Raw genomic sequence first — 26,295 nt, forward strand, 5'->3', positions numbered from 1 at the left:
CCTGCGCTGCGGGCCTCGCCCGCAACGACACAGGCGAGCCGGCCCAAGGGGCTGGCCGCCGGGAGGCTCATGACGCCGGCCTTCGGCGAAGAGGTTGAACAATACGGGCAATAACGCCGGGAACCGGAAACGTCCTGCCGACGTCCCAATAGTGGACGTTGTGCTTGATGAGCCGGTCCGGCGAGTGGTCTTCACACCCCAATAAAGGCATGATGACCCACGGATTTTCCCTGATGTTCAACTCAGATGAGCCCTTACTGTGTCAGTGATTCCCCTAGTAGTGTGTGACGACTCCACCATGGCCCGTAAGCAAGTCTTGCGGGCGCTGCCGGCGGATTGGCCGGTGTCGGTCACCGAGGCCGTGAATGGTCGCCAGGCGATGGACGCCATCCGCCTAGGGCTGGGACAGGTGGTGTTGCTCGACCTGACCATGCCGGAGATGGACGGCTACCAGGTGTTGAGCGCCCTGCGCAACGAAGGGTTGAAGGCACAGGTCATCGTGATCTCCGGTGACGTCCAGGAACAAGCGGTGCGCCGCGTGCTCGAACTGGGCGCGCTGGCGTTCCTGAAAAAGCCCTTCGATGAAAGCGAGTTGCGCCAGACCCTCAACCAGCTGGGGCTGCTGACCAAACCCGGCGAGGTCGCACTGCGCCAGCATGCCGGCTCGAACACAGCCGTCAGCTTCCACGACGCATTCCGCGAGACGGTCAACGTGGCCATCGGCCGGGCGGCGGCCTTGATCGCCAAGGTCCTTGGGGTTTTCGTGCAGTTGCCCGTACCGAACGTGAACGTCCTGGAGGTCGGCGAGCTGCACATGGCGCTGAACGACGCGGGCAATTCCCAACACCTCACGGCCATCTGCCAGGGCTTCATCGGCAGTGGCATCGCCGGCGAGGCCCTGTTGATCTTCCACGACTCGGAAATCGCCGACATCGGGCAACTGATGCAGCGCCAGAGCGCCGATTATTCGGACCTGGAAATGCTGCTCGATCTCTCCAGCGTCCTGATCGGCGCCTGCCTGAGCAGCATCGCCGAGCAGATCGACGTGGTGTTTTCCCAGGGCCACCCGCAGATTCTCGGCCAGCATGCCGCGATCGAGGAACTGATCCGGGCCAACAGCAAACACTGGAAAAAGACCCTGGCCGTGGAGATCAGCTACAGCCTGGAAGGACACGACATTCGCTTCGACCTGTTGCTGCTGTTCACGGAGGATTCCATCGAGCGCTTGACCCATAAACTCGCCTACTTGATGAGCTGAGCCATGAATCACTCTATTGATGTGCATGAATTCCATTGGCTGTTGGCCATCGTCCAGAGCATTGACGTGGGCGTGGTGGTGCTCGATCGCCAATACCGCGTGCAGGTCTGGAACACCTTCATGGAGAACCGCTCGGGGATACAGCCGAAGGACGCCCACAACCAGCACATTTTCAGCCTGTTTCCCGACATCGATCAGCAGTGGTTCAGCCGCAAGGTCGAAAGCGTCGCGACCCTCGGCACGCCGGCGTTCACCATCTGGGAACAACGGCCGTACCTGGTGCGTTTCAAGAGCTACCAGCCGATCACCGGCCAGGAAGAGTTCATGTACCAGAACACCACGCTGCTGGCACTGCGCTCCTCGGACAACAGCATCAACCATGTCTGCCTGGTGATCTATGACGTCACTGACGTCGCCACCAACCGGCACCAGCTCCAGGCCGCCAATGCGCAACTGCAAAAGCTCTCCAGCACCGATCGGCTGACCGGCCTGTATAACCGTGGGCACTGGGAAGAGAGCCTGAAAACCGCCCACGCTCGCCACCAGCGCTACGGCACCGCCTTGAGCCTGGTGATGTTCGACATCGACCACTTCAAGCGGGTCAACGACACCTACGGTCACCAGGCCGGGGACAAGGTGATCGAGCAAGTCGCCGGGCTGTTGCACGAACACGTCCGCGAGTCCGACGTGGCCGGGCGCTATGGCGGAGAAGAATTCGGCGTGGTGCTGTCGGACACCGACAAGGCCGGCGCCCAGATCTTCGCCGAGCGCCTGCGCAAGGCTATCGAAGCATTGGACGTGCGCTACAACGACCAGCGCATCCGCTTCACCATCAGCCTGGGGGTAGCCGAACTGAACGCCCCCTCGAACAGCCATGCCGACCTGATCAGCTGGGCGGACCAGGCCTTGTATTCGTCGAAGAAAAACGGGCGTAACCAGGTGACGGTGTACGAGTCGTAGCGCGGCGAAGAGACTGCGATGGCGTCAGCTCAAACAACTCAACTCCCAAGCATAAAACCACTCCTGTGGCGAGGGAGCTCGCTCCCGCTGGCCTGCAAAGCAGGCCCCTGCATTACTTCAGGAAAAACCGCATTGTCTGGTTTTGCGACTGCTGCGCAGCCGAGCGGGAGCAAGCTCCCTCGCCACGGGTTGGCTGTGTCGGTCACGAGCAGCCTCAGGCGCTAGGTTCCCACCGCCGGAACAGCACGCTGGCATTGACCCCACCAAACCCGAAGCCATTTGAAAGCGCGTGCGTCATCGGCATCTTCCGCGATTGCAGGGCCACCAGGTCGAGCCCTTCTGCGCCTTCGTCGGGATGGTGCAGATTCAGGGTCGGCGGTGCGATCTGGTCGCGAAGCGCCATGACCGTGAAGATCGCCTCGATGCCTCCGGCCGCGCCCAACAGATGCCCGGTGGCGGATTTGGTCGAGGTGATCGCCACACCGGCATCACGCCCGAACATCGCACGAATCGCCGCCAGCTCGCCGTTGTCGCCCACCTGGGTAGACGTCGCATGGGCATTGATGTGCTGCACCTCGCCAGGGCTCACCTTGGCCTGTCGCAGCGCCTGTTCCATGGCGCGCCGGGCGCCGTTGCCGTCTTCCGGCCCGGCCGTCAGGTGATAGGCATCGGCGCTGGTGCCATAGCCCACCAGTTCCGCCAGGGGCTTGGCACCCCGGGCAAGGGCATGTTCCAGCGACTCGATCACCAGCAACCCTGCCCCTTCGGACATGACAAAGCCGTCGCGATCACGATCGAACGGACGCGAAGCTTCCTGCGGGCGTTCGGCAAACCCCGTGGACAACGCCCGGGCGGCGGCAAAACAGCCCAGGGTCACCCGGTCTATCGCCGCCTCGGTGCCACCGCATACGGCGATGTCCGCTTCACCGCTCCTGATGAGCCGGGCCGCATCGCCAATGGCCTGCACCCCGGCGGCACACGCCGTGACCGGCGCACCGAGCGGCCCCTTGAACCCGTGCTGGATGGAAACGTGCCCGGCCGCCATGTTGGCGAGGAACGCCGGCGCCGTGAACGGCGACAATCGACGAGGCCCACGCTCATCCGTGGTGCGCACGGCGTCGGCAATCGTCCCGAACCCGCCCACTCCCGATGAAATGATCGTGGCCGTGCGCTCCTGGCTTGCGGCATCGGTAGGGTGCCAGCCGGCCTGCTCCAATGCCTCGTGGGCGGCCACCAGGGCAAATTCGATGAAACGGTCCATCTTCTTGCGGTCCTTGGGCGAGATGATGCGTTGCGGGTCATAACCGGCAACGGCGTCCTCCTCCAGGGACGGCACCTGGCCGCCGACCGCCACGCCGGTGCCCTCGGTGATCGCTTCAGGCAACTGACGGATACCAGAGCGCCCGGCCAGCAACCGTGACCAGACCTCCTCGACACCGCAGCCCAGTGGCCCGACCATACCCACGCCCGTGACGACGATTCGCTTTTGACCTTCGGCAGTCATCATAAAAAACCTCTTCACTTCTCAGTCGACGCTCAGGACCTGCAGCGGCATTCGCTTGCCTACGCCGGCCGTGCTGTTTGAGTTTGCCCCGCCGTGACGGGATGGATCTTGAACCAGATGGAATACATCGCCGGCAGGAACACCAACGTCATGAGGGTGCCGGCGAACGTGCCGCCAATCAGGGTGTAGGCCAGCGTTCCCCAGAACACCGAGTGCGTCAGGGGGATGAATGCCAGGATCGCCGCCAGCGCCGTCAACAACACCGGGCGGGCTCGCTGGACCGTGGCCTCGATCACCGCCTGGAACGGGTCCAGCCCTTCCTTCGCGTTGTGATGGATCTGGCCGATGAGGATCAGCGTGTTGCGCATCAGGATGCCCGACAGTGCGATCAGGCCGACCAAGGCGTTGATCCCGAACGGCTGGTTGAAGATCAGCAGCGTCGGCACCACGCCGATCAACCCCAGGGGCGCGGTGAGGAACACCATGATCATCGCCGCGATCGAACGCACCTGCACAATGATGATCAACAGCGTGATCGCAATCATGATCGGCAGCAGCGGCAATATGGCCATGCCGGCCTTGCCCGACTCCTCGATGGCGCCCGCCTGCTCGATACGGTAGCCGTCGGGCAGCGTGTCGATCACCGGTTGCAGTTGTTTCATGACGATGCTCGACACGTCCGGTGGCTGCTGACCTTCGGCGATGTCGCCGCGCACGGTGATGGTCGGCGTGCGGTCGCGGCGGCGCAGGATCGGATCTTCCATGCGCACATCGACCTCGCCGACCTGGGACAGCGGAATGCGCTGTCCCGCCGCGCCCACCAGGGTGAAACCTTCTATCCTGGCCGGGTCGAGACGGATCTCACCCGCCGCACGCCCCACCACCTGCACCGAGCGAATGTCCTCGCGCACCGAGGTGATCGGTACCCCCGTCAGCAAGAACTGCAGCTGCTGCGCCACGGCACTGGAGGTCAGCCCCACGGCCTGCAAACGGTCCTGGTCCAGGTTGAAATGCAGCGTCGGCGCCAGCGGTCCCCAGTCGGTGTTGACGGTGCGCATCAACGGGTTTGCCCGGATCACGTCCTGGACCTGAGCAGCGATCTCTCGCAACGTCACAGGGTCCGGCCCCATCACCCGGTACGCCACGGGAAATGGCGAGTACGGCCCAAACACCAGTTGACTCACCCGCACGCGCGCCTCTGGGGCCAGCCCCTGGGCAGCCGCCTCGCGCAGACGGAACTTGAGGGCCTCGCGCGCCTCCTGGCTGTCGGTCAGCACCACGATCTTGGCGAATGACGGATCCGGCAGTTCCGGCGCCATGGCCAGGAAGAAGCGCGGCGCGCCCTGGCCGATGTAGGCCGTGACGATCTTGGCCTCCTTCTGCTGCTGCAACCAGGCCTCGACCTTGGCGGTGGCGGCGCTGGTCTGCTCGATAGCGGTTCCATAAGGCATTTGCACCTCCACCAGGACTTCCGGACGGTCCGAGGTGGGGAAGAACTGCTTCTTGACCAGGCCCATGCCCAGGATCGCCACCACGAAAGCCGCGATCACTGCGCCAGCCACCGACCATTTGTGGGCAATGACCCGGGTCAGCAGCCGGCGAAAGCGGTTGTAGCGCGGGGTGTCGTAAATGGCCGCGTGGCCGCCTTCGACTTCCTTGATGTGCGGCAACATCTTCACCCCCAGATAGGGCGTGAACGCCACCGCCACCACCCAGGAAGCGATCAGGGCGATGCCCACGATCCAGAACATGTTGCTGGTGTATTCGCCGGCGGTCGACTGGGCAAAACCATTGGGCAAGAAGCCGATGGCCGTCACCAGCGTGCCGGACAGCATCGGGGCGGCCGTATGGCTCCAGGCATAGGCGGACGCTTTGATGCGGTCGTAGCCCTCCTCCATTTTCACCACCATCATCTCGATCGCGATGATGGCGTCGTCCACCAGCAACCCGAGCGCCAGGATCAGCGATCCGAGGGTGATACGGTCAAAGTTCTTGCCGGTGGCCGCCATCACCACGAACACCACGGCCAAGGTCAACGGCACCGCTGCCGCGACTACGATCCCGACGTGCCAGCCCATGCTGATGAAGCACACGACCATCACCACCAGCAGCGCGACGAAGAACTTGACCATGAACTCGTTGACGGACGAGTCGATGTTGACCGACTGATCGGTAACTTTGCTCAGGGTCATGCCCAGCGGCATGCTTGCATTGATCTTGCTCGTCTGCGCATCCAGCGCCTTGCCCAGGTCCAGGCCGTTCCAACCCTCGCGCATGATGACGGCCAACAACAGGGCCTCTTCGCCATTGTTGCGCACGAGGAAAGTCGCCGGGTCTTCATACCCGCGCTCGACGGTGGCGACGTCGGAAAGCTTGAGCGTACGGCCCTGGATCGCCAGGGGCGTGTCACGGATTTTCGCCAGCTTGTCGAAGGCGCCGTCCACTCGGAGAAAGACCTGCGGGCCATTGGTTTCGATCGAGCCCGCGGGCGTGAGCACGTTCTGGCTGTTCAGCGCGGCGAAGATGTCCTGGGGCGATACGCCCAGGGTGGCCAGCCGGTCATGGGAAAAGGAAATGAAGATGCGCTCGGCCTGCTCGCCGATGATGTTGACCTTTTTCACCCCAGGCACGTGCAACAAGCGTTGGCGCAACGCTTCGGCATCGCGCACCAGCAAGCGCTGCGGCTCACCCTTGGCCTTGAGGGCGAACAACGCGAAGGTCACGTCCGAAAACTCATCGTTGACCATCGGCCCGATGACGCCCGCCGGCAGCTTGATGGCTTCATCGTCGAGCTTTTTCCGGGCCTGGTAGAACTCCTCCTGCACCTGGGAGGGCGGCGTGCGATCGAGCAGCGACACCATCGTGAACGCCAGGCCGGGCCGGGTGTAAGTCTCCGTGCGGTCGTACCACTTCAGTTCTTGCAGGCGCTTCTCAAGGGGCTCGGCGACCTGATCCTGCATCTCCTGCGCCGTCGCGCCCGGCCAGGCGGTAATCACGGTCAATTGCTTGACCGTGAACGGCGGGTCCTCCGCACGCCCCAGCTTGAAGAACGCCAGGGTCCCGGCCACTGCGATCAGGAAAATCAGGAACACCGTGATGGCGCGCTCGCGCACGGCGAGCGCCGAGAGGTTGAGGCTCATTGGCGGCTCCCGGCAACGTTGACGTCACCCGACGGGATCAGCCTCACCTGCTCGCCTTCATGCAGCAAATGCGCGCCCAGTCCGACAATGCGCTCACCCACGGCAAGATTGCCGGTCACGCGTGCAGCGTCGTCGCTCAGCCCCAGGACTTGCACCGCTCGCCAACTGACTTTGGCCGGCTCGCCGCCGATCACCCATACGCCGCTGCCTTTGCCCGGATCGTACAAGGCCGCCATCGGCACTTGCAGCACCGGCCCTTGGGCCGCACCGTCGGCAATGCGCAAAGTGACGGTGGAACCCAGCGGCGCGTTGGCCAACGCCCCTTCCAACACATAGCGTGCCTCGAAGGTGCGCGTGATTCGGTCGGCCGAGTCCGACAGGAGCCTGAGCCTGGCGGTCACAGCCGCCGCGCTGTTGCCATACAGCGTCGCCTGCGCGCTGGACCCGACGGCAGGCCGCAAGGTTTCGGGCAGTTGCACAACGGCTTCGCGCTGCCCGGCTCGCGCCAGTCGAACCACCGGTTGGCCGGGGCTGACGACTTGCCCCGGCTCGGCGAGCGTGTCCATCACCACGCCATCGGCGTCGGCGAGCAGCACGGCATAACCGGACGCGTTGCGGGCCACATCGGCCTGCGCCTCGGCAGCGCTGAGCTGCGCCTTCGCGGTGTCCGCCGCGGCTTTGATCTGGTCGTAGCCCGAGGCGGAAATGGCGCCGGCGGCGACCAGCTCGCGGTACCGAGCCTCGTCATCCGCCGTCTGCTTGGCCCGGGCACGGGCGGCCGTGACCGCCTCTTGCTGCGCACGGGCCTGCAACCCCAGATCGATCGGGTCCAGGCGCATGAGCGGCTGGCCCTTTTTCACGCCCTGGCCGGCGTCCACCAAACGCTCCAGCACCTTGCCGGACACGCGAAAACCCAGGTCACTCTGGACACGAGCCGCGACGACACCGGTGAAAGAACGCGAGACATCGGACGAACCCCGAACTTGGGAAACCCTCACCAGCGGGGCGAGCGTGCGCGGGTCGTCAGCGGTGGATGAGTCGCCACACGCCGTGAGGACGAGAGGCAACAAGCAGGCGGCGAAGGTGACAGGTCGGAGCCGGAGCATAGGTTCCCTACTTGAAAGCAGATATATGATGGAGATCATATAGTCAGATCAAGTGACCAGTATTGTCAATAGTCACAATCTTTTTACTTGTCGCCCGTGACGAGGGAGCTTGCTCCCGCTGGGCCGCGAAGCGACCCCAAAACCTACCGAATGCGGAGTATCAGGTGCACCGCACTTGGTGACTCACGACTGCTTCGCAGCCGAGCGGGAGCAAGCTCCCTCGCCACAGGGGTGTCGCCGGCCTTAAGTGAGCGAGCATGACCCCATAGGCGAGCTTTGCCTGATGGCACAGCGAAACGATCCCGGCCACCTCGCCTCATGAGTTGAATTGACATCCAGTGACCATTATGTAATATGGTCACCAACTATCCTTTACCCCAAGGAACCTCGATGCCTCCCTTCCGCCCCCTAGCTCTTTTGGTGAGCGCCAGCTTGATGGCAGGCTGCGCGGTCGGTCCGGACTACCAGCGCCCGGACGCCCCGCTCTCGGACCATTACCTGGGTCGACCTTCTGTCGAACAGCGGCGCGCCGCGACGTCGGCCGATCTCGAAACGTGGTGGGAAGGGTTTGACGATCCGGTACTGACCCGCTTCGTCTCCCAGGCACTGGAGCAGAACCTCGACCTGATGCAGGCTTCTGCGCGAGTCGCACAAGCCCAGGCCGGCCTGGGCGCCGCCAATGCCGCCTTGCTGCCTTCGGGAAATGTCAGCGGCCAGGCCGCTCGTTCCTATCAGTCGGTCGAGACGCCCCTCGGCCAGGCGCTCAGCTCAAGGCCTGGCTTTGATCGATACGGAAATGCCTACGGGCTCGACCTCGGGGCCAGTTGGGAAGTGGATCTGTTTGGCGGCCTGCACCGCGCACGAGAAGCTGCGCTGGCCGAGTACCAGGCCTCCGAGGCGGGCGCGGTCGCCACGCGACTGGCCGTCGCGGCGCAAACCGCCGATATCTACATCACCCTGCGCGGTTTGCAGTCCCGGCTGGAGATTGCGAACCAACAAGTCAAAACCCAGCAAGACCTGCTGGAAAAAGTCCAATTGCTCTATGGCAAAGGCCTCGCCGCCGACTACCAGGTCCGCCAGACCGAGGGCTCGCTGGCGCAGGTCCAGGCGACCGTGCCAGTCCTGCAGACCGGCCTGGAAGCGGCGATGAACGCCCTGGATGTCATGCTCGGCACACCGCCAGGCACCCACCGCGCGCAACTGGCCGATGCCGGCAGCATTCCGCTTGTGCCGGCGATCAAGGCCACCGGGACGCCCGCCGACCTGCTGCGCCGTCGACCGGACCTCATCGTGGCCGAGCGACGCCTCGCCGCCTCCAACGCGCGCATCGGCGAAGCCGTCGCCGAGTACTACCCCAAATTCTCCCTCAGCGCGTTGCTCGGCAGCGCCACGTCCGTCTCCGCCGGTCACCTGTTCTCCAATGGCGCCAGCCAGGCGACCGGCGCACTGGGGCTGCGCTGGAGACTGTTCGACTTCGGCCGCATCAACGCCCAGATCGATCAAGCCAAGGGGCAGGAAGCCGAAGCCCTGGCCGCGTACCGCCAGTCGGTCTTGCGCGCCACCGAGGACGTCGAAAACGCGTTCTCCGCCCTGGTGAACCGCCAAGCCCAATCCACCACCCTCGTCGACGGGGAAACCTCGCTGACCAAGGCTCGCCAATCGTCGTTCATTGCCTACCAGAAAGGCACCGCCAGCCTGATCGACGTCCTGCACGCCGACGAGACGGTGCTGCAAGTGGCCGATGCGCGGGCACAGGCGCAAACGGAATCGGCACGGGCGGCGGTCGCGACATTCAGGGCCCTGGGTGGCGGCTGGCAACCACTCGAAGCCCAGCCGCTGGCCGCTCGATGACGTGATCCGGTGCCGCGTTTTTCCGGCGGGCACCGCCCTCTTCCTTCAGCCCGACAATCAGAGAACAGCGACATGAAATCGAATGTAAATGCCTGGGTGCTCATCACCGGCGCATCGAGCGGCTTTGGCGAGGAGTTTGCCCGGCAATACGCCGCCCAGGGCAAATCACTGGTCCTGGTGGCCCGGCGGCTGGACCGGCTCGAAGCCTTGTCGCAGGAACTGCGCGAACGCTTCGGCGTGGCGGTGATCGTCGAGCAGGTGGACCTGTCCTCGATCCCGGCGGTCATCCAACTGCACCAGCGACTCAGCGAACGCCACATCGTGATCGACGTGCTGATCAACAACGCCGGCCATGGCTTGCAGGGACCTTTCCTGGATCAGCCCCTGGATGCGTCCTTGGCCATGATCGACCTGGACATTGCCAGCCTGACTGCCATGACCCGCCTCTTCGCAGCCGACATGCGCGCCCGCAAACGCGGCCAGATCCTCATGGTCGCCAGCCTGCTGTCTTTCCAGGGCGTCAAGCATTTCGCCGTTTACTCGGCCGCGAAGGCTTATGTGCTGCGCTTTTCCGATGCCCTTCACCGCGAACTCAAGCCCGACGGCGTCACAGTGACCGCCCTGTGTCCGGGCCTGTCGGACACCGGGTTTGCCGAAAGCGCCAGGCAGAAGCTCACGCCGATCCTGCAAAAGGTGATGATGCCGCCCCAGCCGGTCGTCAGCGCGGGTATCCGAGCGCTGCAGGCCGGACGCATGAGCGTCGTGCCAGGCTTCGGCAACAAGGCCATCACCGTCTTGACCTGGGCCACGCCACGGTGGCTTCACCAGGCGCTCATGACGCGCGTCATGGGGGCCTAGGCGGGTTGCAAGATGCCGTAGACTCATAAGACACATCTCCCAAAGGCCCGCCAGTGATGGCAAGGGCCTTTTTTTGCCCTTGTGTCGCGGGCCCATACCCAAGGAACGTATCATGCCGGGCCGGTCATATTGATCTCAAGGAGTTGACTACATGGACCCGTTATCCCCCTCGCAATGCAGCAACATGGAAGACATCCGACAAGAAATCGATGCCCTCGACCAGACCGTTATCGAGCTATTGGGCAAACGCTTCCAGTACGTACTGGCGGCCTCGAAGTTCAAGACTTCGGCGGCTTCGGTGCGGGCGCCGGAGCGTTTCAAGGCGATGCTGGCGACACGGCGTGAGTGGGCCGAGGCGCAGGGCCTGAACCCGGATGCGATCGAGAAAATGTACAGCGACCTGGTGAATCACTTCATTGCCGAAGAGATGAAACACTGGGCGGCGCGCCAACCCGAAGCCTGAGGATTAACACAACCCCTGTGGCGAGGGGATTTATCCCCGCTGGGCTGCTTAGCAGCCCCAAACCAGGCAACTCGGTGTGCCAGGAAGATTGAGTTCACTGTTTTAGGGCCGCTACGCAGCCCAGCGGGGATAAATCCCCTCGCCACAGAAGGCCGTGTGCACTGGCAGGATGGGTGGTGATCATCGACATCTGTTGTAGGTCTTTGCCCACTGATGCCGCCAGCGAACCACCGCCTACCCGCTAGGAAATCTACCAGCCCCGAAGCAAATCAAGGCATTACCCTCGCCGCGTTTCGCTGCGTTTGATCCCCGTCGAGCGTTCGAGATTTGACACCACTCGGCCACCACCTATCGTTCCTTCCACGACCGCACCCAGGGACCGGGTGGCCCGGACGCCTTTGCAGGCGCGGTCGTCCCTGTCATTCCCAAGCAAGGAGCAGCAAATGTCTGGAGCGACCCAAACCATTGATGTGCTCGTCAACGTCGATGCCGATTACCTGCTTGCCCACCCCAACGATGTCGGCGGCGCCATTTCCATGCTGGTGACGCGCGATGCCGTCGACAGCCACGCCAGCGGCAACACCGGCGAAGGCGGCAACGAGCTGTGGATCGACGTCAAGCCCGGCGACAACATCCGCTGGCGTGCCACAACGCTGTCGCGCAACTTCGACCGCATCGCATTGATCGTTGATGTCCAGAATGGCGACCCCCACAAGGGCGGAAACTACCAGGGCACCATGTCCACTCCGATCTCCTACAACATTCCCGGCATCCCAGTGCCGTACCTGGACAAGAACGCCCCCGGCGGTATAGCCAAGACCGATGTGACCTACACCTTCTGGCAAGCCATCGCCGAGAATCCGGGAAAACTCTGGTACACCATCACCTTCGTCCTGCTGGACCGTAACCTGAACCAGATTGGCCCGAACTACACCTGGGACCCCTACGTCACCGTCAATAACCTGTAACTGAAACGCAAAAAGCCCCGGCCGGCGCCTTCATCAAAACGAAGGTCACCGACCGGGGCTTTGTGCATCTACCAGACCAGCTAGGCCGGTTCGGCAAACTCCGTCAACGCTTCCAGCACCAGCGGATGCAGGACCGCTTCGGGGTGTTTCGTTTCCCAGGCCAACAAATCGCGGCACATGGCCGGCGTCCAGAAGCTTTTCATGTGCTGATAGACGCCACGCACCGCCTGCTCTTTATCTGGCTCGCTGGCGAAGTATTGGCCGATCTGGTTGGCCATCTTGATCAGGCTGTCAGAACTCATCGACGTACCTCGGCTTTCTCGGCGTGGCGACGCTCGCGCAACAGGCGACCCTGTTCATCACTGAACGCCTGATAACGCTTCTGCCATTCGGAAGGTTGGTTGACCCGCACGATTTCCACCGCCGTCACTTTGTATTCCGGGCAGTTGGTGGCCCAGTCGGAGTTGTCGGTGGTGATCACGTTCGCGCCCGATTCGGGGAAGTGGAAGGTGGTGTAGACCACCCCCGGTGCCACCCGCTCGCTGATCTTGGCACGCTGCACGGTCTGCCCGGCACGGCTGCTGATGCCGACCCAATCACCCTCGACAATGCCACGGTTCTCGGCATCGGTCGGGTGGATCTCCAGCCGGTCTTCCTCGTGCCAGGCGACGTTGTCGGTACGCCGCGTCTGGGCGCCGACGTTGTACTGGCTGAGGATGCGGCCGGTGGTGAGCAGCAACGGATAGCGGCCGTTGACCTTCTCTTCGGTGGGCACGTAGCCGGTGAGCATGAAGCGCCCTTTGCCGCGCACGAACTCGTCGATGTGCATGGTCGGGGTGCCATCCGGCGCGGCATCGTTGCACGGCCATTGCAGGCTGCCGTGACGTTCCAGCTCGGCGTAGCTGACGCGATGGAACGTCGGCGTCAGGCGTGCGATTTCATCCATGATTTCCGAAGGATGGCTGTACTGCATCTTGTAGCCCAGGGCGTCGGCCAGGGCGACGGTCGCTTCCCAGTCGCCTTTGCCGGCCAGGGGCTCCATGACCTTGCGCACCCGCGAAATGCGGCGCTCGGCGTTGGTGAAGGTGCCGTCCTTCTCGAGGAACGAGCTGCCCGGCAGGAACACGTGGGCAAACTTGGCCGTTTCGTTGAGGAAGATGTCCTGCACCACCACGCATTCCATGGCGCTCAGCGCGGCGGTCACGTGCTGGGTGTTCGGGTCGCTCTGGGCAATGTCTTCGCCCTGGCAGTACAGCGCCTTGAAGGTGCCGTCCAGCGCCGCCTCGAACATGTTCGGAATGCGCAGGCCCGGATCGGGTTGCAGGGTCACGTTCCAGGCCCGCTCGAACTCGGCGCGCACGGTCTCGTTGGAAATGTGCCGATAACCCGGCAACTCGTGGGGGAACGAGCCCATGTCGCAGGAACCCTGGACGTTGTTCTGCCCACGCAGCGGGTTCACGCCGACGCCTTCGCGGCCGATGTTGCCGGTGACCATGGCGAGGTTGGCGATGCCCATCACCGAGGTGCTGCCCTGGCTGTGTTCGGTGACGCCGAGGCCGTAGTAGATGGCCGCGTTGCCGCCCGTGGCATAGAGCCGTGCAGCGGCGCGGATCTGCTCGGCGGGAACACCGCAGACCGGACCGAGGACTTCAGGGGCGTTATCCGACTGGCTGACGAAATCACGCCAGCGGGCGAACTCCGCCGCCTCGCAGCGTTCGTCGACGAAACGCTGGTTGACCAGCCCCTCGGTGACGATCACGTGGGCCAGCGCATTGAGCATCGCCACGTTGGTGCCTGGACGCAGTTGCAGGTGCAACTCGGCACGGGCGTGAGGCGAGTCCACCAGGTCGATGCGACGCGGGTCGATCACGATCAGCCGTGCGCCCTGGCGCAGGCGGCGCTTGAGCTGGGAACCGAACACCGGGTGTGCATCGGTGGGGTTGGCGCCCATCACCAGGATGACATCCGCCTGCATCACCGAGTCGAAACTCTGGGTACCGGCGGACTCGCCCAGGGTCTGCTTGAGGCCATAACCGGTCGGCGAGTGGCAGACACGGGCGCAGGTGTCGACGTTGTTGTTGCCGAAGGCCGTACGCACCAGCTTCTGCACCAAGTAGCTTTCTTCGTTGGTACAACGGCTGGAGGTGATCCCGCCGATGGAGTCGCGGCCGTACTTGAGCTGGATGCGCCGCAGTTCGCTGGCGGCGTAGGTGACCGCCTCTTCCCAACTGACTTCCTGCCACGGATCGCTGATGTGCTTGCGGATCATCGGCTTGGTGATGCGGTCCGGGTGGGTGGCGTAGCCCCAGGCGAAACGGCCCTTGACGCAAGAGTGGCCGTGGTTGGCCTGGCCGTTCTTGTCCGGGACCATGCGCACCAGTTGGTCGCCTTTCATTTCAGCGCGGAACGAGCAACCCACGCCGCAGTATGCGCAGGTAGTGATCACGCTACGCTCGGGCTGGCCCAGCTCCACCACGCTCTTTTCCATCAGGGTGGCGGTGGGGCAAGCCTGCACGCAGGCGCCGCAGGACACGCACTCGGAGTCGAGGAAATTGTCGCCCCCGGCCGCTTCCACGCGGGACTCGAAGCCGCGACCGGTGATGGTCAGGGCGAAGGTGCCCTGGGTCTCCTCGCAGGCACGCACGCAACGGCTGCAGACGATGCACTTGCTCGGGTCGTAGTCGAAATAAGGGTTGGAAACGTCCTTTTTCTCGTCCAGGTGGTTGGCGCCGTCGTAGCCGTAGCGCACCTCGCGCAAGCCCACTTGGCCGGCGACGGTCTGCAACTCGCAGTTGCCGTTGGCCGAGCAGGTCAGGCAGTCCAGCGGGTGATCGGAAATATACAACTCCATCACGTTGCGGCGCAGGCCGGCCAGCCTGGAGGTCTGGGTGCGCACCACCATGCCTTCGGTCACCGGTGTGGTGCACGAGGCCGGGTAGCCGCGCATGCCGTCGATCTCCACCAGGCACATGCGGCAAGAGCCGAACGCTTCCAGGCTGTCGGTGGCGCAGAGTTTGGGAATGGTGGTGCCGAGCAACGCCGCGGCGCGCATCACCGAAGTGCCGGACGGCACGCTGATTTCACGGCCGTCGATGGTCACACTGACCTGCACTTCACTGTCACGTGCCGGTGTGCCGAGGTCGATATCGCTGGCTGGGTCGAAGATATTGATCATTGGTCGGCCTCCGTCGCCAGACCGAAGTCGGCGGGAAAATGCTTGAGGGCGCTGGCCACGGGGTAGGACGTCATCCCCCCCAGGGCGCAGAGCGAGCCGTATTGCAGGGTGTCGCAGAGGTCATGCAACAACAGCGCTTGTTCCTGGCGAACGTTGGCGTCGGTGCTGGCAATCAAGCGGTCCACCGCTTCCACCCCACGGGTGGAGCCGATCCGGCACGGCGTGCACTTGCCGCACGATTCCTCGGCGCAGAACTGCAAGGCGAAACGCGCCATCTGGGCCATGTCCAGGCTATCGTCGGCGACCACCACGCCACCGTGGCCGAGCATCGCGCCCATCGCGGCGAACGCCTCGTAGTCCAGCGGCGTGTCGAATTGCGAAGGCGGCACCCAGGCGCCGAGTGGTCCACCCACTTGCGCGGCCTTCAGCGGCCGACCGCTGGCGGTGCCTCCACCGTACTCTTCCACCAGTTCGCGCAGGCTCAGGCCGAACGCACGCTCGACCAGGCCACCCCGGCGAACGTTGCCCGCCAGTTGAAACGGCATCGTGCCCAGGGAACGGCCCATGCCGAAGTCACGATAGAACTGCGCGCCCTTCTCCATGATGATCGGGATCGAGGTCAGGGTCAGCACGTTGTGGACCAAAGTCGGCAGACCGAACAGGCCTTGCAGGGCCGGCAATGGCGGCTTGGCGCGAACCGTGCCGCGCTTGCCTTCGAGGGATTCGAGCAGCGAGGTTTCCTCGCCGCAGATGTACGCACCCGCGCCCACCCGGACTTCCAGGTCGAACGCGCGGCCGCTGCCGCTGACATCAGCGCCCAGGTAACCGGCTTCCTGGGCGATGCGCAGGGCGTCGTTGAGGGTGCTGACGGCGTCCGGGTATTCCGAGCGCACATAGATGTAGCCTTTGTTGGCCCCCACGGCGATGCCGGCGATGATCATGCCTTCGATCAGCAGGAACGGGTCGCCTTCCATCAGCATGCGGTCGGCGAACGTGCCGGAGTCGCCTTCGTCGGCGTTACAGACCACGTATTTCTGGGGGCCCGGCGCTTCGCGCACGGTGCGCCACTTGATCCCCGCCGGGAACGCCGCGCCACCGCGACCGCGCAGGCCGGAGTCGAGCACGCTGGCCACCACGTCGGCGCCATCCATCTGCAGGGCGCGGGCCAGGCCCTGGAAACCGCCCTTGGCGCGGTAATCGTCCAGGGACAGCGGCTGGGTGATGCCGGCGCGCGCGAACAACAGGCGCTGCTGGCTCTTGAGATAAGGGATTTCTTCCACCGGCCCCAGGGCCAGCGGATGGCTGCCGGGGTCGCCCGCCAGCGCGTCGAGCAGGCTCGGCACGTCTTGCGGCGTGACAGGACCAAAGCCCAACCGGACGCCGGCGCTTTCGATTTCCACCAAGGGTTCGAGCCAATAGAGCCCACGGGAACTGGTGCGCAGCACTTGCAGCGGCAACTGCCGCTGTTCGGCCTCGCGGGCCAACGCCACCGCCACCTTGTCCGCGCCCACGGCACGGGCCACCGAATCACGGGGAATGCAGAGCTTCAGCATGCGCCCTCCTCCAGGCAACCATTGACCAACTGGCGCAGGCGCTCCGGCGTCAACCGTGCATGCAGCTCACCGTCCACTTCCAGGGCCGGCGAACAAGCGCACGCACCCAGGCAATAGACCGGCCGCAGGCTGATGCTGCCATCGGCGCTGGTGCCGTGGTCGTCCAGCGACAGTTGCTCGCGCAACTGGGCCGCCAACGCCTCGGCTCCCATGCTCTTGCAGGACTCGGCCCGGCACAGGCGCAGCGTATGGCGCGCGGGCGGCGTGGTACGGAAATCGTGGTAGAAGCTGATCACACCGCGAACTTCAGCCTGGCTGAGATTGAGCGCATGGGCGATCTCAGGGACGGCGGCATCGGGGACGTACCCGCAACCTTCCTGGATGGCGTGGAGAATGGGCAGCAAGGCACCGGGGGTGTCCTTTTCGCGCACAAGCACACTGTGAATCAGAGGCAGGTGAAGCGTCTCATCGGGCATAAATGTACCTCGGCATCCCGAACGACGGCGCCTCCCAGGGCGCTCATCGTGCGGAGTCTTGGCTCCGGCGTCCGGCCACGTCACGGAAGCGTGGCTAATCCGGTCGCCATTCTCGCTCGCCGGCCCAGTGTCTTGCGCACTCGGTCCGGGGCATCCTTACAGCTTGCCACTCCCGGGGGTTGGCGATTGCACATGGACGACTCAACGTGTTCTGAAAGCGACTTGGCTTGAGAGTCATCCTACGTCCTTGCAAAGTCAACGGTATGAACAATGTCGACCGAAATCTCCACCGCTGCGACAACACCTCTGTTCTCAAGCCAGTGAGTGGTGTTCCGGTCCTCGGGCCAGCCCAGGCCTGGGCCATAGTCCGTGGCAAGCCCATTGCGATGATCGGTGATCGTGCCTTGCAGAATGTAGACCGCACCGGGTCGATCCTTATGGCTGTGCATGGGCCCGAAGACACCGCCTGGCTCGATGGTCACCTTGCGCATTCGAAGTTGGCGCCCCGCCATGCCCTCGATCTCGGGGCCCAGGTCAATCGTCGCCAATAGCTCCACCGTCACCCCACTCGTCTCTGGCACCGTCTGTTCGTTGCTCATCACACCTACCTCTGTGCATAGACCGGTATATGCAAGATTAGATGCCTGGTAAGGATTGTCGGGGTGGGAGGTGACGAAGGGTGGAGATACTTATGCATCACACACCATAAAAGCATCGCTATGCTTTCAACGACAGCGGTGGCTCTGGATAAGCGACCGTCTCAAGCCCTACATCAAGGAGGATCCGACGATGCCCGAAGCCGCCCATGGACTCGAAAAACAAATCGAGCTCGTTACAAAGCTCCTTTCCCTGGCCGCCAAGATCGGTTTGCTCATTGGCAGCTTGTGCATCGTCAGCTATCTGCTGATCAATGGTCACTTTCCGCAAGGCGTGTCCCTTGGCGACAGTTTGCTGTTTTCAGTCGCCGCGTTCTGCTTTGGGGTCGTCTGTCTTTATTTTTCTGTTTCCGTCACGGCAGCCGGGATTTTGCTCTCACCGTTGTTCATCCCCCTGCTCAAGCTCTTTAGCTGGATCAAAGGAAAATTCGGCAAAGACAAACCCACGCTGGACTTCAAGTGGCAAAGAATCGGCTTACTCTCGGTGTTCTTTGGGCTTTGTGGTGTGGCGATCATTTATTTCATCGCTCACTCAAACCCCATCGAACACCTCCCGCTTATCGTGCTGCCCTTGTTCCAGTACATCGTCTATACCGCCTTCTGCGAGCAAAACAGCAAGGTTAAAGCGGCGCAGCAGGCTGAGCTTGAAGGCGGTGAGGTGAAATCCCTGAAGAAAATCAGGGCGATGATGGCTGCCCTCCTCATCCTGACGCCCATTCTCATGGGCGGCGTGACCTCGGACCTGCTGCAAGCGGCCATGAGCGTGGCGCAAATACGGATAGAAAAAGCGACGATTCTGGTCAAGCAACCCTTTGCCGACCTGTTGCCGGAGCCCAAGGACTCACCGTTGCCGGATTACAAAACCTTCGAACAGGCCACGGTGGTTTTCCGCGGCATCGGCGACTCGACACTCATTGAGGTGCGTTCCCCGCAAACGGCGATCCGGCTGGAGGTTCCCAACGACTCGATCATTATCGAGCGTCGGGGGAAGCTGCTGGCGAAGGTGGATAAGCGTGCGCAAACAACGGAGAATTGAGCCATTGAGCGCGGGCCGCTATCTCTGTGGGAGCAACGCTTGCTCGCGATGGCAACTCAGCCTCAAGCCGACTCCCGTGGTGAGGGAGCTTGCTCCCGCTGGCCTGCAAAGCAGGCCCCAGCCTATCTTCAGCCCATGACCTACAAGCCGAGCCACAAATGAACCGCCGTAAAAAGATAAAGCAGCTACTGCAAGCCCACGCCAAGAAGGCCAGCGCCAAACTGGCACCGGCCAAGCCTAAATACATCAGCAAGGCCGATCGCTTGAAGCTGGCGGCTGAAGCCAATGAGGACTCGGTCAGTTCTCCTGAGAGCTGATTCACGTCGCCATTTCCTTGGCCGCTTTTTCATCAAAGCAACGTTTAGATGGCAGAATCTCCGTCATTGATCGTTTCGGAGACCACCATGCTTCGCTTATTTGAGCAACGACTCGACCCCTTCCCGCCCGATGAGGTCCCCCCGCCACCCCACGGCCTGGCCCGGTTTCTTTGGGCCTGCACACGGGGCGCCCGCGGTTACATCCTTGCGTTTGCGCTGCTCAGCGCCGCGGTGTCGATCTACGAAGCCTGGTTGTTTTCTTTCCTCGGTCAGATCGTGGATCTACTCTCGACCTGGCAAGCCGGCGGTGATGCGACAGCGCAGGAACGTCGCGTGTTGTGGGGCATGGGCATCGTCATGCTGGCCAGCATCGGACTGGTGGCGTTGCGAACCATGGTGCAGCACCAGATATTGGCGATCAATCTACCGTTGCGGCTGCGTTGGGACTTCCACCGCCTGATGCTGCGCCAAAGCCTTTCGTTCTTTTCCGATGAGTTTTCCGGCCGGGTCACCACCAAAGTGATGCAGACCGCACTGGCCGTGCGTGACGTGCTGTTTACCCTGATCGAGATCGCACCCGGAATCGGGGTGTATTTCATCGCGATCATTGCGCTGGCCGGCGGCTTCGCGCTGAAACTGATACTGCCCTTCGTGGCGTGGGTCGTGCTGTTCGCGCTGGCCATGCTCTACTTCGTGCCCCGCTTGGGGGAAGTCGGACAGGAACAGGCCCATGCGCGCTCCTCGATGACCGGGCGTATCTCGGACGCCTACACCAACATCACCACCGTGAAATTGTTCTCCCATTCCAACCGTGAAGCGCATTTTGCGCGCGCGGCCATGGAGGACTTCAAACAGACCGGCTTTCGCCAGATGCGCCTGGTCAGCCAATTCGAAATCGTCAACCAAGCGTTGGTGGTGGGGTTGATCATGGCTGCGGGCGGTTATGCGCTTTGGCTGTGGCACCTGGGCGAAGTCGGCGCAGGGGCCGTGGCGGCGGTCACCGCCATGGCGTTGCGTATCAACGGCATGTCGCATTGGATCATGTGGCAAATGACTTCGCTGTTCGAAAGCATCGGCACCGTGCAGGACGGCATGGTCACCCTGACCCGCGGCCCGAAGGTGCAGGATGCGCCGGACGCAGGGGTGTTGGTGACCACCGGCGGAGCGGTCACTTTCGATAACGTGAGCTTCAATTACAACGGTGAGCGCCAGGTGCTCGACGGCCTGAGCCTGGACATTCGCCCGGGCGAGAAAATCGGCCTGGTGGGCCGCTCCGGCGCGGGCAAATCCACGCTCATCAACTTGCTGCTGCGCTTCTACGATGTCGACAGCGGGCAGATTCGCATCGATGGGCAAGACATTGCGCACGTAACACAAGACAGCCTGCGCGGCGCCATCGGCATGGTCACCCAGGATACGTCCCTGCTCCATCGCTCCATTCGCGACAACATCGCCTACGGCCGGCCCGATGCCAGCGACGCCCAAATCCGCCGTGCCGCAGCCAACGCCCAGGCCGACGAATTCATCAGCCAACTGAGCGACCGACAAGGCCACACCGGCTACGACACCTTGGTCGGTGAGCGCGGCATCAAGCTTTCCGGCGGCCAACGCCAGCGCATCGCGATTGCTCGAGTGATGCTCAAGAACGCCCCGATCCTGCTACTCGACGAAGCGACCAGCGCGCTCGACTCGGAAGTCGAAGTGGCCATCCAGGAAAGCCTCGATGAAATGATGGAGGGCAAAACCGTCATCGCCATCGCCCATCGACTGTCCACGATTGCGGCGATGGATCGCCTGATTGTCATGGATGAAGGACGCATCATCGAACAGGGCACCCACGCTGAACTGCTCGCCAGGAACGGCATCTATGCGCGGCTGTGGCAGCATCAGAGCGGTGGTTTCCTGGGTGAGGATCGGTGGGTGACTGAGGCGGTGGATCAGGTGTGAGCGTTTGGCGGGAGCAGGTGGTGGAGTGATGAAAGCGGGCGACCCATTGGTCGCCCGCTTTCATGGCCCAGGTTATTCAGTTGCGATGGCTCTGCTGGGCCTGCATGTATTGGCGCAGGAGCTGATTGATACGCGTCTGGTAGCCTACACCCTGCCCCTTGAACCACTCCAGTACGTCGGCGTCGAGGCGAATAGTCACTGCCTTCTTGACCGGCACACGCAACTCAGCGCGGCGAAAGAAATCCTCATCCAGCTCAGGAATATCGCTGGTATCAATATCCTGGTCATTCATCTTGGCCAGGCGCTCCCAGTCAGTTTTCGATGCTTTCGACATAATGTTTGGCCTCCTGTTGGGTGGCTTTTCGGGCGGAGATGATGCGGATCACATCGCCCTGCTGCTCGGTGTAAACGACCACGCCAATCAACGATTTGATCCACCCGATGCTGATCCACCGCTCTTCACCATAATTTACCCGGTCATCGCGCAAGCTCAGCATCGGGTGGTTGAAGGCATCCAGCACATCGTTGAAGTCAATACCGTGCTTGCGGATGTTGGCCTCGTTCTTGGCTTCGTCCCATTCAAACCGCATGGGACAACCTGTATTTACTGATGTACATACAATACCCCTCACGACGGAAATGTGCAGCCCTTGATAGGACGGTCATGACACCGCCGACTGCCAGCAAAAATGGAGAGGCTGAAAGGAGTAAACCCCAGGGCCCTTTTTCCCCGAGCTTATTATCGGAACTGGTTACCCGAAATCAGACGTCTCTTTTAGAAAGGTGCGAAAAATCCCCTTTAAATCCGGAAACCTTCCGTGAAGCGGCCCAGACGATAAAAACTCACTGGACCCACCGCTTTCGCGAGCAAGCCTCCTTTCACCCCCGTGGCGAGGGAGCTCGCTCCCGCTCGACTGCGCAGCAGTCGCCTGCTTTGCCTGAGCCAAGGCCGACAGCTGCCAGGTCAAAGTTCCTACATGAAGCTCGGAAAGCGGTGTCTTGTGGCTCAAGATCGATGCGTCCTATAGTTCCTCGTCGCCCAAAAGGCGTCCGGGTTTGGCGACCCGCTCAACAGAGAGACTCATCAACTCCAGAGGCTCTTACTATGACCCGATACATGCCCATCACCGGCATCGACTGCATTCCCGCAACCCTGCTCATCGACACCGAAGCTCCACTCGACGCCCTCTTCGAAACTGCCGACTACCGCATCCGCAGCGTGACCCAGGTATTGGAAAACATCGCGTTCCGCTCGGACATCAGCTCTGACACGGTGGTGCTGTCCGACTTCTGCAAAATGCTGACGATATCGCTGCGCGATGGGTGTGACGTGATGGATGTGATTGGGCGACGATTGCGGGCGCAAGCGGCGGAGTAATGTAAATGGGCGACTTGTGGGTCGCCCGTTTCATGTGTGCAAATCGCAAATCGCGTGATCTGTCCCCGTTATCCCTTTGCATCGACCTCACTGGGCCCGGATCACAATCGTAGAAGCAAGCACCGGAAAAGCAGCCATGGACGCTGTGTTGGTGGGTCAGCACACCAACCGATAGGTGGACTGCACCAACCCCGAAGGAAAGCTGCGGCTGGACACCAATTCCAGGTCGACGTCTCGCCCAAGCCCGCCGAACAATGGTCGCCCCGCGCCAATCAACACGGGAACGGTGGTGATCACCATGTCGGTGACCAGGCCCTCGCGCAGAAACGACTGCACCACCTGCCCGCCGTCCACGTAGACGCGGTGCACACCTTGGCTCGCCAGCTCCGTCATCAACGCCTTGGGGGCCAGGCGGGAGAAACGCAGCTTGCCCTTCAACGACTTTGGCACTGGCGCATCGACCAGTTGCTCGGACAGCACCACCACGGGCAGTTCGTAGAACCAGGTGTCGAAGGTCAACGCCTTTTCATAGCTGCCGCGGCCCATCACGATCACATCTTTGTCGGCGATAAACGCTGGATAGCCGTGGTCCTCGGCGGGGTCGTCGCGCTGTAGAAGCCAGTCGATGTCACCGTCGGGACGGGCGATGAAGCCATCCAGGCTGGTGGCGATGAAGACGTGGGCGGTGGGCATTTCTGGAGTCCTTTCAGGGGGCGTAGGGGTTGATCATAGGCCGGACAGGCGCGCCTTTTGTTGCCGCCGGTCCAGGTGCGAATCAAACACAAGCTTGCCCAACGGTCGGGATCGCTGAGCCGCTATGCCCCTTGCAGGCACGCCAACCTTACTTCACCTCGACCAACCGCAATGAGTTCGAGCCTTCCAAAGACAGGTGGATCACGGCCGCTTTGCTTGGAAAGTTCGGCGCATCGCTGTCGGTGTTTTCCATCACGGGGATGTCGATCAGGGTCTGCTCACCCGCCGGGTCGCTGACCAGCTTGGCATCGAGCTTGTCGATCGCACGCCAGCTGTCCCCGCCGATGCGCATCACGTCCAGCAGGCTGTAATGGGACACGCCCTCTTCGTTCTCCTCGGGCGTAAAGGCCGCCAGGTACTGGCTGTAGTTGTTGCCCATGCCGAAACCTTCGACCGTGAAGACCGCCAGGGTGACCTGGCTGTCCTCGCCGGTGTCCAGCGTCTGCACCAGCGTCGCTTCGGGATAGCCGGTGGCGTAGCTGTCCTTGACGAGCGCCACCAGGTGGCCGATCTGTTGTTCCAGGGTTTTCGGGATGGGCTGAGATTCGGCGGCGTGGGTCAGGGTCGAGGCGAGAAACAGGGTAGCGGCAAGCAGGTGCAATTTCATGAAGGGGAAGTCCGAAGTGTCGGGAGGTCGGCGCGGATGTTAGTCTCAAACCGCCCTCTGTGGCGAGGGAGCTTGCTCCCGCTGGACTGCGCAGCAGGCCCCTGCATGTCTTCAGGTAAACCGAGTTTCCCGGTTTTACGACTGCTGCGCCCGAGGCGTCGGACCGGCCGAGCGGGAGCAAGCTCCCTCGCCACAGGGGTTTGCGGTGTACAAGACAGATCGACTTTCGGCCGGTGCATTGCATCCCTATAGAATCTGCCCCTAAAAAACGGCCTTGAGCAAACGCGGCTAGGCACGCTCACAGCGCTATAGTCGACTCTATTGCCGACCGTACTTCCAAGAGCCTTCCCGATGTCTGACACGTCGACTCATTGCGCCTACACCAAACGCTTCAACGCCGTACTCGCCTACATAGATGCCAACCTCGAAGGTGACTTGTCGGTGAAGACGTTGAGCCAGGTGGCGAACTTTTCGGCGTTTCACTTCCATCGACAGTTCACCGGTTTCGTAGGCGTGCCTGTTTCACGTTACGTGCAACTGATGCGGCTGCGCCGTGCGGCACATCGCCTGGCAGCCCTGGCTGATCACTCGGTATTGGACGCCGCACTCGGTGCCGGTTTTGAAAGTCCCGAGGCCTTCAGCCGGGCCTTCAGGCGCGCGTTCGGCATGACGCCCAGTGCATTCAGGAAAGAGCCGAACTGGCAGGTCTGGAATACGGTATTCACCATCCCTCACTTTTCCAGGACTGTCCTCATGCAAGTAAAAATCGTGGAATTCCCTGAAACCAGGGTCGCAATGCTTGAGCATCGCGGCCCCAGCGCTCTGGTCAATGAAAGCGTGCGTCAATTCATCGAATGGCGCATGCAGAGCGGACAATCGCCGGTGGCATCGAGTCGCTCCTTTGGCATTCCCTATGGCAATCCCGATACCACACCGCCACAAGACTTCCGCTTCGCGATCTGCGGAGAAATTCACGAGGCCGTGGCGCCTAACGCATTCGGCGTGGGCGAACTCACCATTCCCGGCGGTCGCTGCGCCGTAGTCAGGCACATGGGATCACCGGATCACATCGGCGAAACGATTTATCCGATTTACCGAGATTGGCTTCCCACCAGCAACGAAGAACTTCGTGACCATCCGCTGTTCTTCCACTACCTGAGCGTCTATCCGCAAACACCGCAGGATCAATGGCAAACGGATGTGTATGTTCCGCTGCAATAACAGGTGAACAGTCTCGACATCGCGGCAAGCTGATCGACCGCTATCGTCGGATCGCCGCCCGGAGCAGGCTCGTTCCCATAAGGCATGGATTCGACCACCGGCACGACGGGACGTCACACAAAACAGGCACGATGGCCCCGTCCCCTCTATGCTTGCTTCAAACGACGGAATCCATGCCCATGCCCGACTCCGAACCCCAGCTCCTGCACCTGCATGCGCTCAAAGCCAGTTGCTCCAGTTGCAGCGTGCTGGAGCTGTGCCTGCCGATCGGCCTCACCGGCGTTGAAGTCGAGCGACTCGACACCCTGATCGCCCAACGGGTCAAGATCAAAAAGGGCGCGGCGCTGTATCGCACCGGCGAGCCTTTGCGCTCGCTGTATGCCGTGCGGCTGGGCTTTTTCAAGACCAGCGTGCTGTCGGTGGACGGTCGGGAACAGGTCACCGGGTTTCAGATGCAAGGGGAAATGCTTGGCCTGGACGCCATCAGCACCGATCACTACGCCTGCAATGCGATTGCACTGGAGGACAGCGAAGTCTGCCCGATTCCGTTTTCGAACTTGGAGAAACTGGCCCGCGACCTGCCGTCGCTGCAGCACAACATGAACAAACTGCTGAGCCAGGAAATCGTCCGTGACCATGACATGCTGCTGATGCTCGGCAATATGAACGCCGACGAGCGCCTGGCGGGTTTTCTGTTGAACCTGTCTCAGCGGCTTAACAGGCGCGGTTATTCATCCCGGGATTTCGTGCTGCGCATGAGTCGCGAGGCCATCGGTTCCTACCTGGGCCTGCGCCTGGAAACCATTTGCCGGTGCATCGCCCACTTGCGCGAGGAGAACCTGGTGGACCTGCAAGGGCGCAACGTGAAAATCCTCGACCTGCCCGGCCTCAGGCAGAAAGTCACCGGCTGCCATCGGCACACCGAATTGTAGACAGCCAGCGGCACTCCCCCGGCAACCGACTTTCAAGCTTGTTGATATAGCTCAATGTCTTTACCCCACCCAAGGGTAGAACACACACCATGGGCGCTTGCGAGCGGCCGTCCTCGGGAAAGGTTCCCTTGATATC

Annotated in this window: 24 protein-coding genes; 12 read left to right on the plus strand and 12 right to left on the minus strand. The window is 62.3% G+C overall.

Annotation, left to right across the window (positions count from 1 at the left end):
* The first annotated feature begins 259 nt into the window (after positions 1-259).
* Complete coding sequence (locus tag ACODSJ_RS11950) at positions 260-1,258, plus strand: response regulator (protein WP_489101913.1); 999 nt, start codon at positions 260-262, stop codon at positions 1,256-1,258.
* 3 nt (positions 1,259-1,261) lie between these two features.
* Positions 1,262-2,218 carry a GGDEF domain-containing protein gene (locus ACODSJ_RS11955; protein WP_489101914.1) on the plus strand — a complete coding sequence of 319 codons (957 nt, stop codon included), beginning with the start codon at positions 1,262-1,264 and terminating at the stop codon, positions 2,216-2,218.
* Between the two features lie 214 nt (positions 2,219-2,432).
* Here ACODSJ_RS11955 and fabF read toward each other — a convergent pair whose 3' ends face one another.
* From fabF to ACODSJ_RS11970, 3 genes are read right to left on the minus strand one after another with little or no spacing between them, the layout of a single operon-like run.
* Entirely contained in the window at positions 2,433-3,725 is a 1,293-nt protein-coding gene (gene fabF / locus ACODSJ_RS11960; protein WP_489101915.1) for a beta-ketoacyl-ACP synthase II, read from the minus strand.
* A gap of 56 nt (positions 3,726-3,781) precedes the next feature.
* Positions 3,782-6,862: an efflux RND transporter permease subunit gene (locus tag ACODSJ_RS11965; RefSeq protein ID WP_489101916.1), complete on the minus strand. Its 3,081-nt coding sequence runs from the start codon at positions 6,860-6,862 to the stop codon at positions 3,782-3,784.
* On the minus strand, positions 6,859-7,968 hold the full coding sequence (locus tag ACODSJ_RS11970) for an efflux RND transporter periplasmic adaptor subunit (RefSeq protein ID WP_489101917.1): 1,110 nt from the start codon (positions 7,966-7,968) through the stop codon (positions 6,859-6,861). The genes ACODSJ_RS11965 and ACODSJ_RS11970 overlap by 4 nt, the downstream gene beginning before the upstream one ends.
* A gap of 390 nt (positions 7,969-8,358) precedes the next feature.
* Between ACODSJ_RS11970 and ACODSJ_RS11975 the strand changes: the two genes are divergently transcribed.
* The 4 genes from ACODSJ_RS11975 to ACODSJ_RS11990 all read left to right on the plus strand — a co-directional run bounded on the left by ACODSJ_RS11975 (position 8,359) and on the right by ACODSJ_RS11990 (position 12,108).
* Entirely contained in the window at positions 8,359-9,819 is a 1,461-nt protein-coding gene (locus tag ACODSJ_RS11975; protein WP_489101918.1) for an efflux transporter outer membrane subunit, read from the plus strand.
* A gap of 72 nt (positions 9,820-9,891) precedes the next feature.
* Positions 9,892-10,677, plus strand: a complete 786-nt coding sequence (locus ACODSJ_RS11980) for an SDR family NAD(P)-dependent oxidoreductase (RefSeq protein WP_489101919.1) — start codon at positions 9,892-9,894, stop codon at positions 10,675-10,677.
* Between the two features lie 151 nt (positions 10,678-10,828).
* On the plus strand, positions 10,829-11,140 hold the full coding sequence (locus ACODSJ_RS11985) for an isochorismate lyase (protein WP_489101920.1): 312 nt from the start codon (positions 10,829-10,831) through the stop codon (positions 11,138-11,140).
* Positions 11,141-11,583: 443 nt separating this feature from the next.
* A complete protein-coding gene (locus ACODSJ_RS11990) occupies positions 11,584-12,108 on the plus strand; it encodes an AidA/PixA family protein (protein ID WP_489101921.1) in 525 nt (174 codons plus the stop codon).
* Between the two features lie 80 nt (positions 12,109-12,188).
* Here the strand turns inward: ACODSJ_RS11990 and ACODSJ_RS11995 are convergent, their stop codons facing one another.
* The 5 genes from ACODSJ_RS11995 to ACODSJ_RS12015 form a co-directional block, all read right to left on the minus strand.
* Positions 12,189-12,410: a formate dehydrogenase subunit delta gene (locus tag ACODSJ_RS11995; RefSeq protein ID WP_489101922.1), complete on the minus strand. Its 222-nt coding sequence runs from the start codon at positions 12,408-12,410 to the stop codon at positions 12,189-12,191.
* Positions 12,407-15,283: a formate dehydrogenase subunit alpha gene (gene fdhF / locus ACODSJ_RS12000; protein WP_489101923.1), complete on the minus strand. Its 2,877-nt coding sequence runs from the start codon at positions 15,281-15,283 to the stop codon at positions 12,407-12,409. Before fdhF ends, ACODSJ_RS11995 begins: the two co-directional genes overlap by 4 nt.
* Positions 15,280-16,836, minus strand: a complete 1,557-nt coding sequence (locus ACODSJ_RS12005) for a formate dehydrogenase beta subunit (protein ID WP_489101924.1) — start codon at positions 16,834-16,836, stop codon at positions 15,280-15,282. Before ACODSJ_RS12005 ends, fdhF begins: the two co-directional genes overlap by 4 nt.
* Positions 16,830-17,312 (minus strand): formate dehydrogenase subunit gamma, encoded by a 483-nt coding sequence (locus ACODSJ_RS12010; RefSeq protein WP_489101925.1) that lies wholly within the window; start codon positions 17,310-17,312, stop codon positions 16,830-16,832. Before ACODSJ_RS12010 ends, ACODSJ_RS12005 begins: the two co-directional genes overlap by 7 nt.
* A 239-nt stretch (positions 17,313-17,551) precedes the next feature.
* Entirely contained in the window at positions 17,552-17,911 is a 360-nt protein-coding gene (locus ACODSJ_RS12015; RefSeq protein ID WP_489101926.1) for a cupin domain-containing protein, read from the minus strand.
* Between the two features lie 190 nt (positions 17,912-18,101).
* On the opposite strand from ACODSJ_RS12015, the gene ACODSJ_RS12020 reads away from it, so the two are divergent.
* From ACODSJ_RS12020 to ACODSJ_RS12030, 3 genes are all read left to right on the plus strand, one after another.
* Positions 18,102-19,004, plus strand: a complete 903-nt coding sequence (locus ACODSJ_RS12020; protein ID WP_489101927.1) for a hypothetical protein — start codon at positions 18,102-18,104, stop codon at positions 19,002-19,004.
* A gap of 158 nt (positions 19,005-19,162) precedes the next feature.
* Positions 19,163-19,321 carry a DUF2986 domain-containing protein gene (locus ACODSJ_RS12025; RefSeq protein ID WP_489101928.1) on the plus strand — a complete coding sequence of 53 codons (159 nt, stop codon included), beginning with the start codon at positions 19,163-19,165 and terminating at the stop codon, positions 19,319-19,321.
* Between the two features lie 87 nt (positions 19,322-19,408).
* Positions 19,409-21,268: an ABC transporter ATP-binding protein gene (locus tag ACODSJ_RS12030; protein ID WP_489101929.1), complete on the plus strand. Its 1,860-nt coding sequence runs from the start codon at positions 19,409-19,411 to the stop codon at positions 21,266-21,268.
* Positions 21,269-21,344: 76 nt separating this feature from the next.
* Here the strand turns inward: ACODSJ_RS12030 and ACODSJ_RS12035 are convergent, their stop codons facing one another.
* Both ACODSJ_RS12035 and ACODSJ_RS12040 read right to left on the minus strand, forming a co-directional pair.
* Positions 21,345-21,602 (minus strand): BrnA antitoxin family protein, encoded by a 258-nt coding sequence (locus tag ACODSJ_RS12035; protein ID WP_489101930.1) that lies wholly within the window; start codon positions 21,600-21,602, stop codon positions 21,345-21,347.
* Positions 21,580-21,858 (minus strand): BrnT family toxin, encoded by a 279-nt coding sequence (locus ACODSJ_RS12040; protein ID WP_489101931.1) that lies wholly within the window; start codon positions 21,856-21,858, stop codon positions 21,580-21,582. The genes ACODSJ_RS12035 and ACODSJ_RS12040 overlap by 23 nt, the downstream gene beginning before the upstream one ends.
* Before the next feature lie 515 nt (positions 21,859-22,373).
* Between ACODSJ_RS12040 and ACODSJ_RS12045 the strand changes: the two genes are divergently transcribed.
* A complete protein-coding gene (locus ACODSJ_RS12045) occupies positions 22,374-22,646 on the plus strand; it encodes a hypothetical protein (protein WP_489101932.1) in 273 nt (90 codons plus the stop codon).
* Between the two features lie 156 nt (positions 22,647-22,802).
* Here the strand turns inward: ACODSJ_RS12045 and ACODSJ_RS12050 are convergent, their stop codons facing one another.
* On the minus strand, positions 22,803-23,339 hold the full coding sequence (locus tag ACODSJ_RS12050; RefSeq protein ID WP_489101933.1) for a dihydrofolate reductase family protein: 537 nt from the start codon (positions 23,337-23,339) through the stop codon (positions 22,803-22,805).
* 148 nt (positions 23,340-23,487) lie between these two features.
* Positions 23,488-24,006, minus strand: a complete 519-nt coding sequence (locus tag ACODSJ_RS12055) for a hypothetical protein (RefSeq protein ID WP_489101934.1) — start codon at positions 24,004-24,006, stop codon at positions 23,488-23,490.
* 351 nt (positions 24,007-24,357) lie between these two features.
* On the opposite strand from ACODSJ_RS12055, the gene ACODSJ_RS12060 reads away from it, so the two are divergent.
* Together ACODSJ_RS12060 and fnr are read left to right on the plus strand one after the other, a co-directional pair.
* Positions 24,358-25,227: an AraC family transcriptional regulator gene (locus tag ACODSJ_RS12060; protein ID WP_489101935.1), complete on the plus strand. Its 870-nt coding sequence runs from the start codon at positions 24,358-24,360 to the stop codon at positions 25,225-25,227.
* Between the two features lie 179 nt (positions 25,228-25,406).
* The gene (gene fnr / locus ACODSJ_RS12065; protein WP_489101936.1) at positions 25,407-26,159 is read left to right on the plus strand and encodes a fumarate/nitrate reduction transcriptional regulator Fnr; all 753 of its coding nucleotides are present in this window, start codon (positions 25,407-25,409) and stop codon (positions 26,157-26,159) included.
* Positions 26,160-26,295: the final 136 nt, after the last annotated feature.

The organism is Pseudomonas sp. FG6 (genome assembly GCF_057809015.1).

Coding starts and splice junctions, on each gene's coding strand:
- ACODSJ_RS11970 (WP_489101917.1), bottom strand. CDS start 7,968: ATGCTCCGGCTCCGACCTGTCACCTTCGCCGCCTGCTTGTTGCCTCTC.
- ACODSJ_RS11965 (WP_489101916.1), bottom strand. CDS start 6,862: ATGAGCCTCAACCTCTCGGCGCTCGCCGTGCGCGAGCGCGCCATCACG.
- ACODSJ_RS12055 (WP_489101934.1), bottom strand. CDS start 24,006: ATGAAATTGCACCTGCTTGCCGCTACCCTGTTTCTCGCCTCGACCCTG.
- ACODSJ_RS12020 (WP_489101927.1), top strand. CDS start 18,102: ATGCCCGAAGCCGCCCATGGACTCGAAAAACAAATCGAGCTCGTTACA.
- ACODSJ_RS11955 (WP_489101914.1), top strand. CDS start 1,262: ATGAATCACTCTATTGATGTGCATGAATTCCATTGGCTGTTGGCCATC.
- ACODSJ_RS11995 (WP_489101922.1), bottom strand. CDS start 12,410: ATGAGTTCTGACAGCCTGATCAAGATGGCCAACCAGATCGGCCAATAC.
- ACODSJ_RS12015 (WP_489101926.1), bottom strand. CDS start 17,911: ATGAGCAACGAACAGACGGTGCCAGAGACGAGTGGGGTGACGGTGGAG.
- ACODSJ_RS12060 (WP_489101935.1), top strand. CDS start 24,358: ATGTCTGACACGTCGACTCATTGCGCCTACACCAAACGCTTCAACGCC.
- ACODSJ_RS11985 (WP_489101920.1), top strand. CDS start 10,829: ATGGACCCGTTATCCCCCTCGCAATGCAGCAACATGGAAGACATCCGA.
- fdhF (WP_489101923.1), bottom strand. CDS start 15,283: ATGATCAATATCTTCGACCCAGCCAGCGATATCGACCTCGGCACACCG.
- ACODSJ_RS12005 (WP_489101924.1), bottom strand. CDS start 16,836: ATGCTGAAGCTCTGCATTCCCCGTGATTCGGTGGCCCGTGCCGTGGGC.
- ACODSJ_RS12030 (WP_489101929.1), top strand. CDS start 19,409: ATGCTTCGCTTATTTGAGCAACGACTCGACCCCTTCCCGCCCGATGAG.
- ACODSJ_RS12010 (WP_489101925.1), bottom strand. CDS start 17,312: ATGCCCGATGAGACGCTTCACCTGCCTCTGATTCACAGTGTGCTTGTG.
- ACODSJ_RS11980 (WP_489101919.1), top strand. CDS start 9,892: ATGAAATCGAATGTAAATGCCTGGGTGCTCATCACCGGCGCATCGAGC.
- ACODSJ_RS12050 (WP_489101933.1), bottom strand. CDS start 23,339: ATGCCCACCGCCCACGTCTTCATCGCCACCAGCCTGGATGGCTTCATC.
- ACODSJ_RS12025 (WP_489101928.1), top strand. CDS start 19,163: ATGAACCGCCGTAAAAAGATAAAGCAGCTACTGCAAGCCCACGCCAAG.
- ACODSJ_RS12035 (WP_489101930.1), bottom strand. CDS start 21,602: ATGTCGAAAGCATCGAAAACTGACTGGGAGCGCCTGGCCAAGATGAAT.
- fabF (WP_489101915.1), bottom strand. CDS start 3,725: ATGATGACTGCCGAAGGTCAAAAGCGAATCGTCGTCACGGGCGTGGGT.
- ACODSJ_RS11990 (WP_489101921.1), top strand. CDS start 11,584: ATGTCTGGAGCGACCCAAACCATTGATGTGCTCGTCAACGTCGATGCC.
- ACODSJ_RS12040 (WP_489101931.1), bottom strand. CDS start 21,858: ATGCGGTTTGAATGGGACGAAGCCAAGAACGAGGCCAACATCCGCAAG.
- ACODSJ_RS11975 (WP_489101918.1), top strand. CDS start 8,359: ATGCCTCCCTTCCGCCCCCTAGCTCTTTTGGTGAGCGCCAGCTTGATG.
- ACODSJ_RS12045 (WP_489101932.1), top strand. CDS start 22,374: ATGACCCGATACATGCCCATCACCGGCATCGACTGCATTCCCGCAACC.
- fnr (WP_489101936.1), top strand. CDS start 25,407: ATGCCCGACTCCGAACCCCAGCTCCTGCACCTGCATGCGCTCAAAGCC.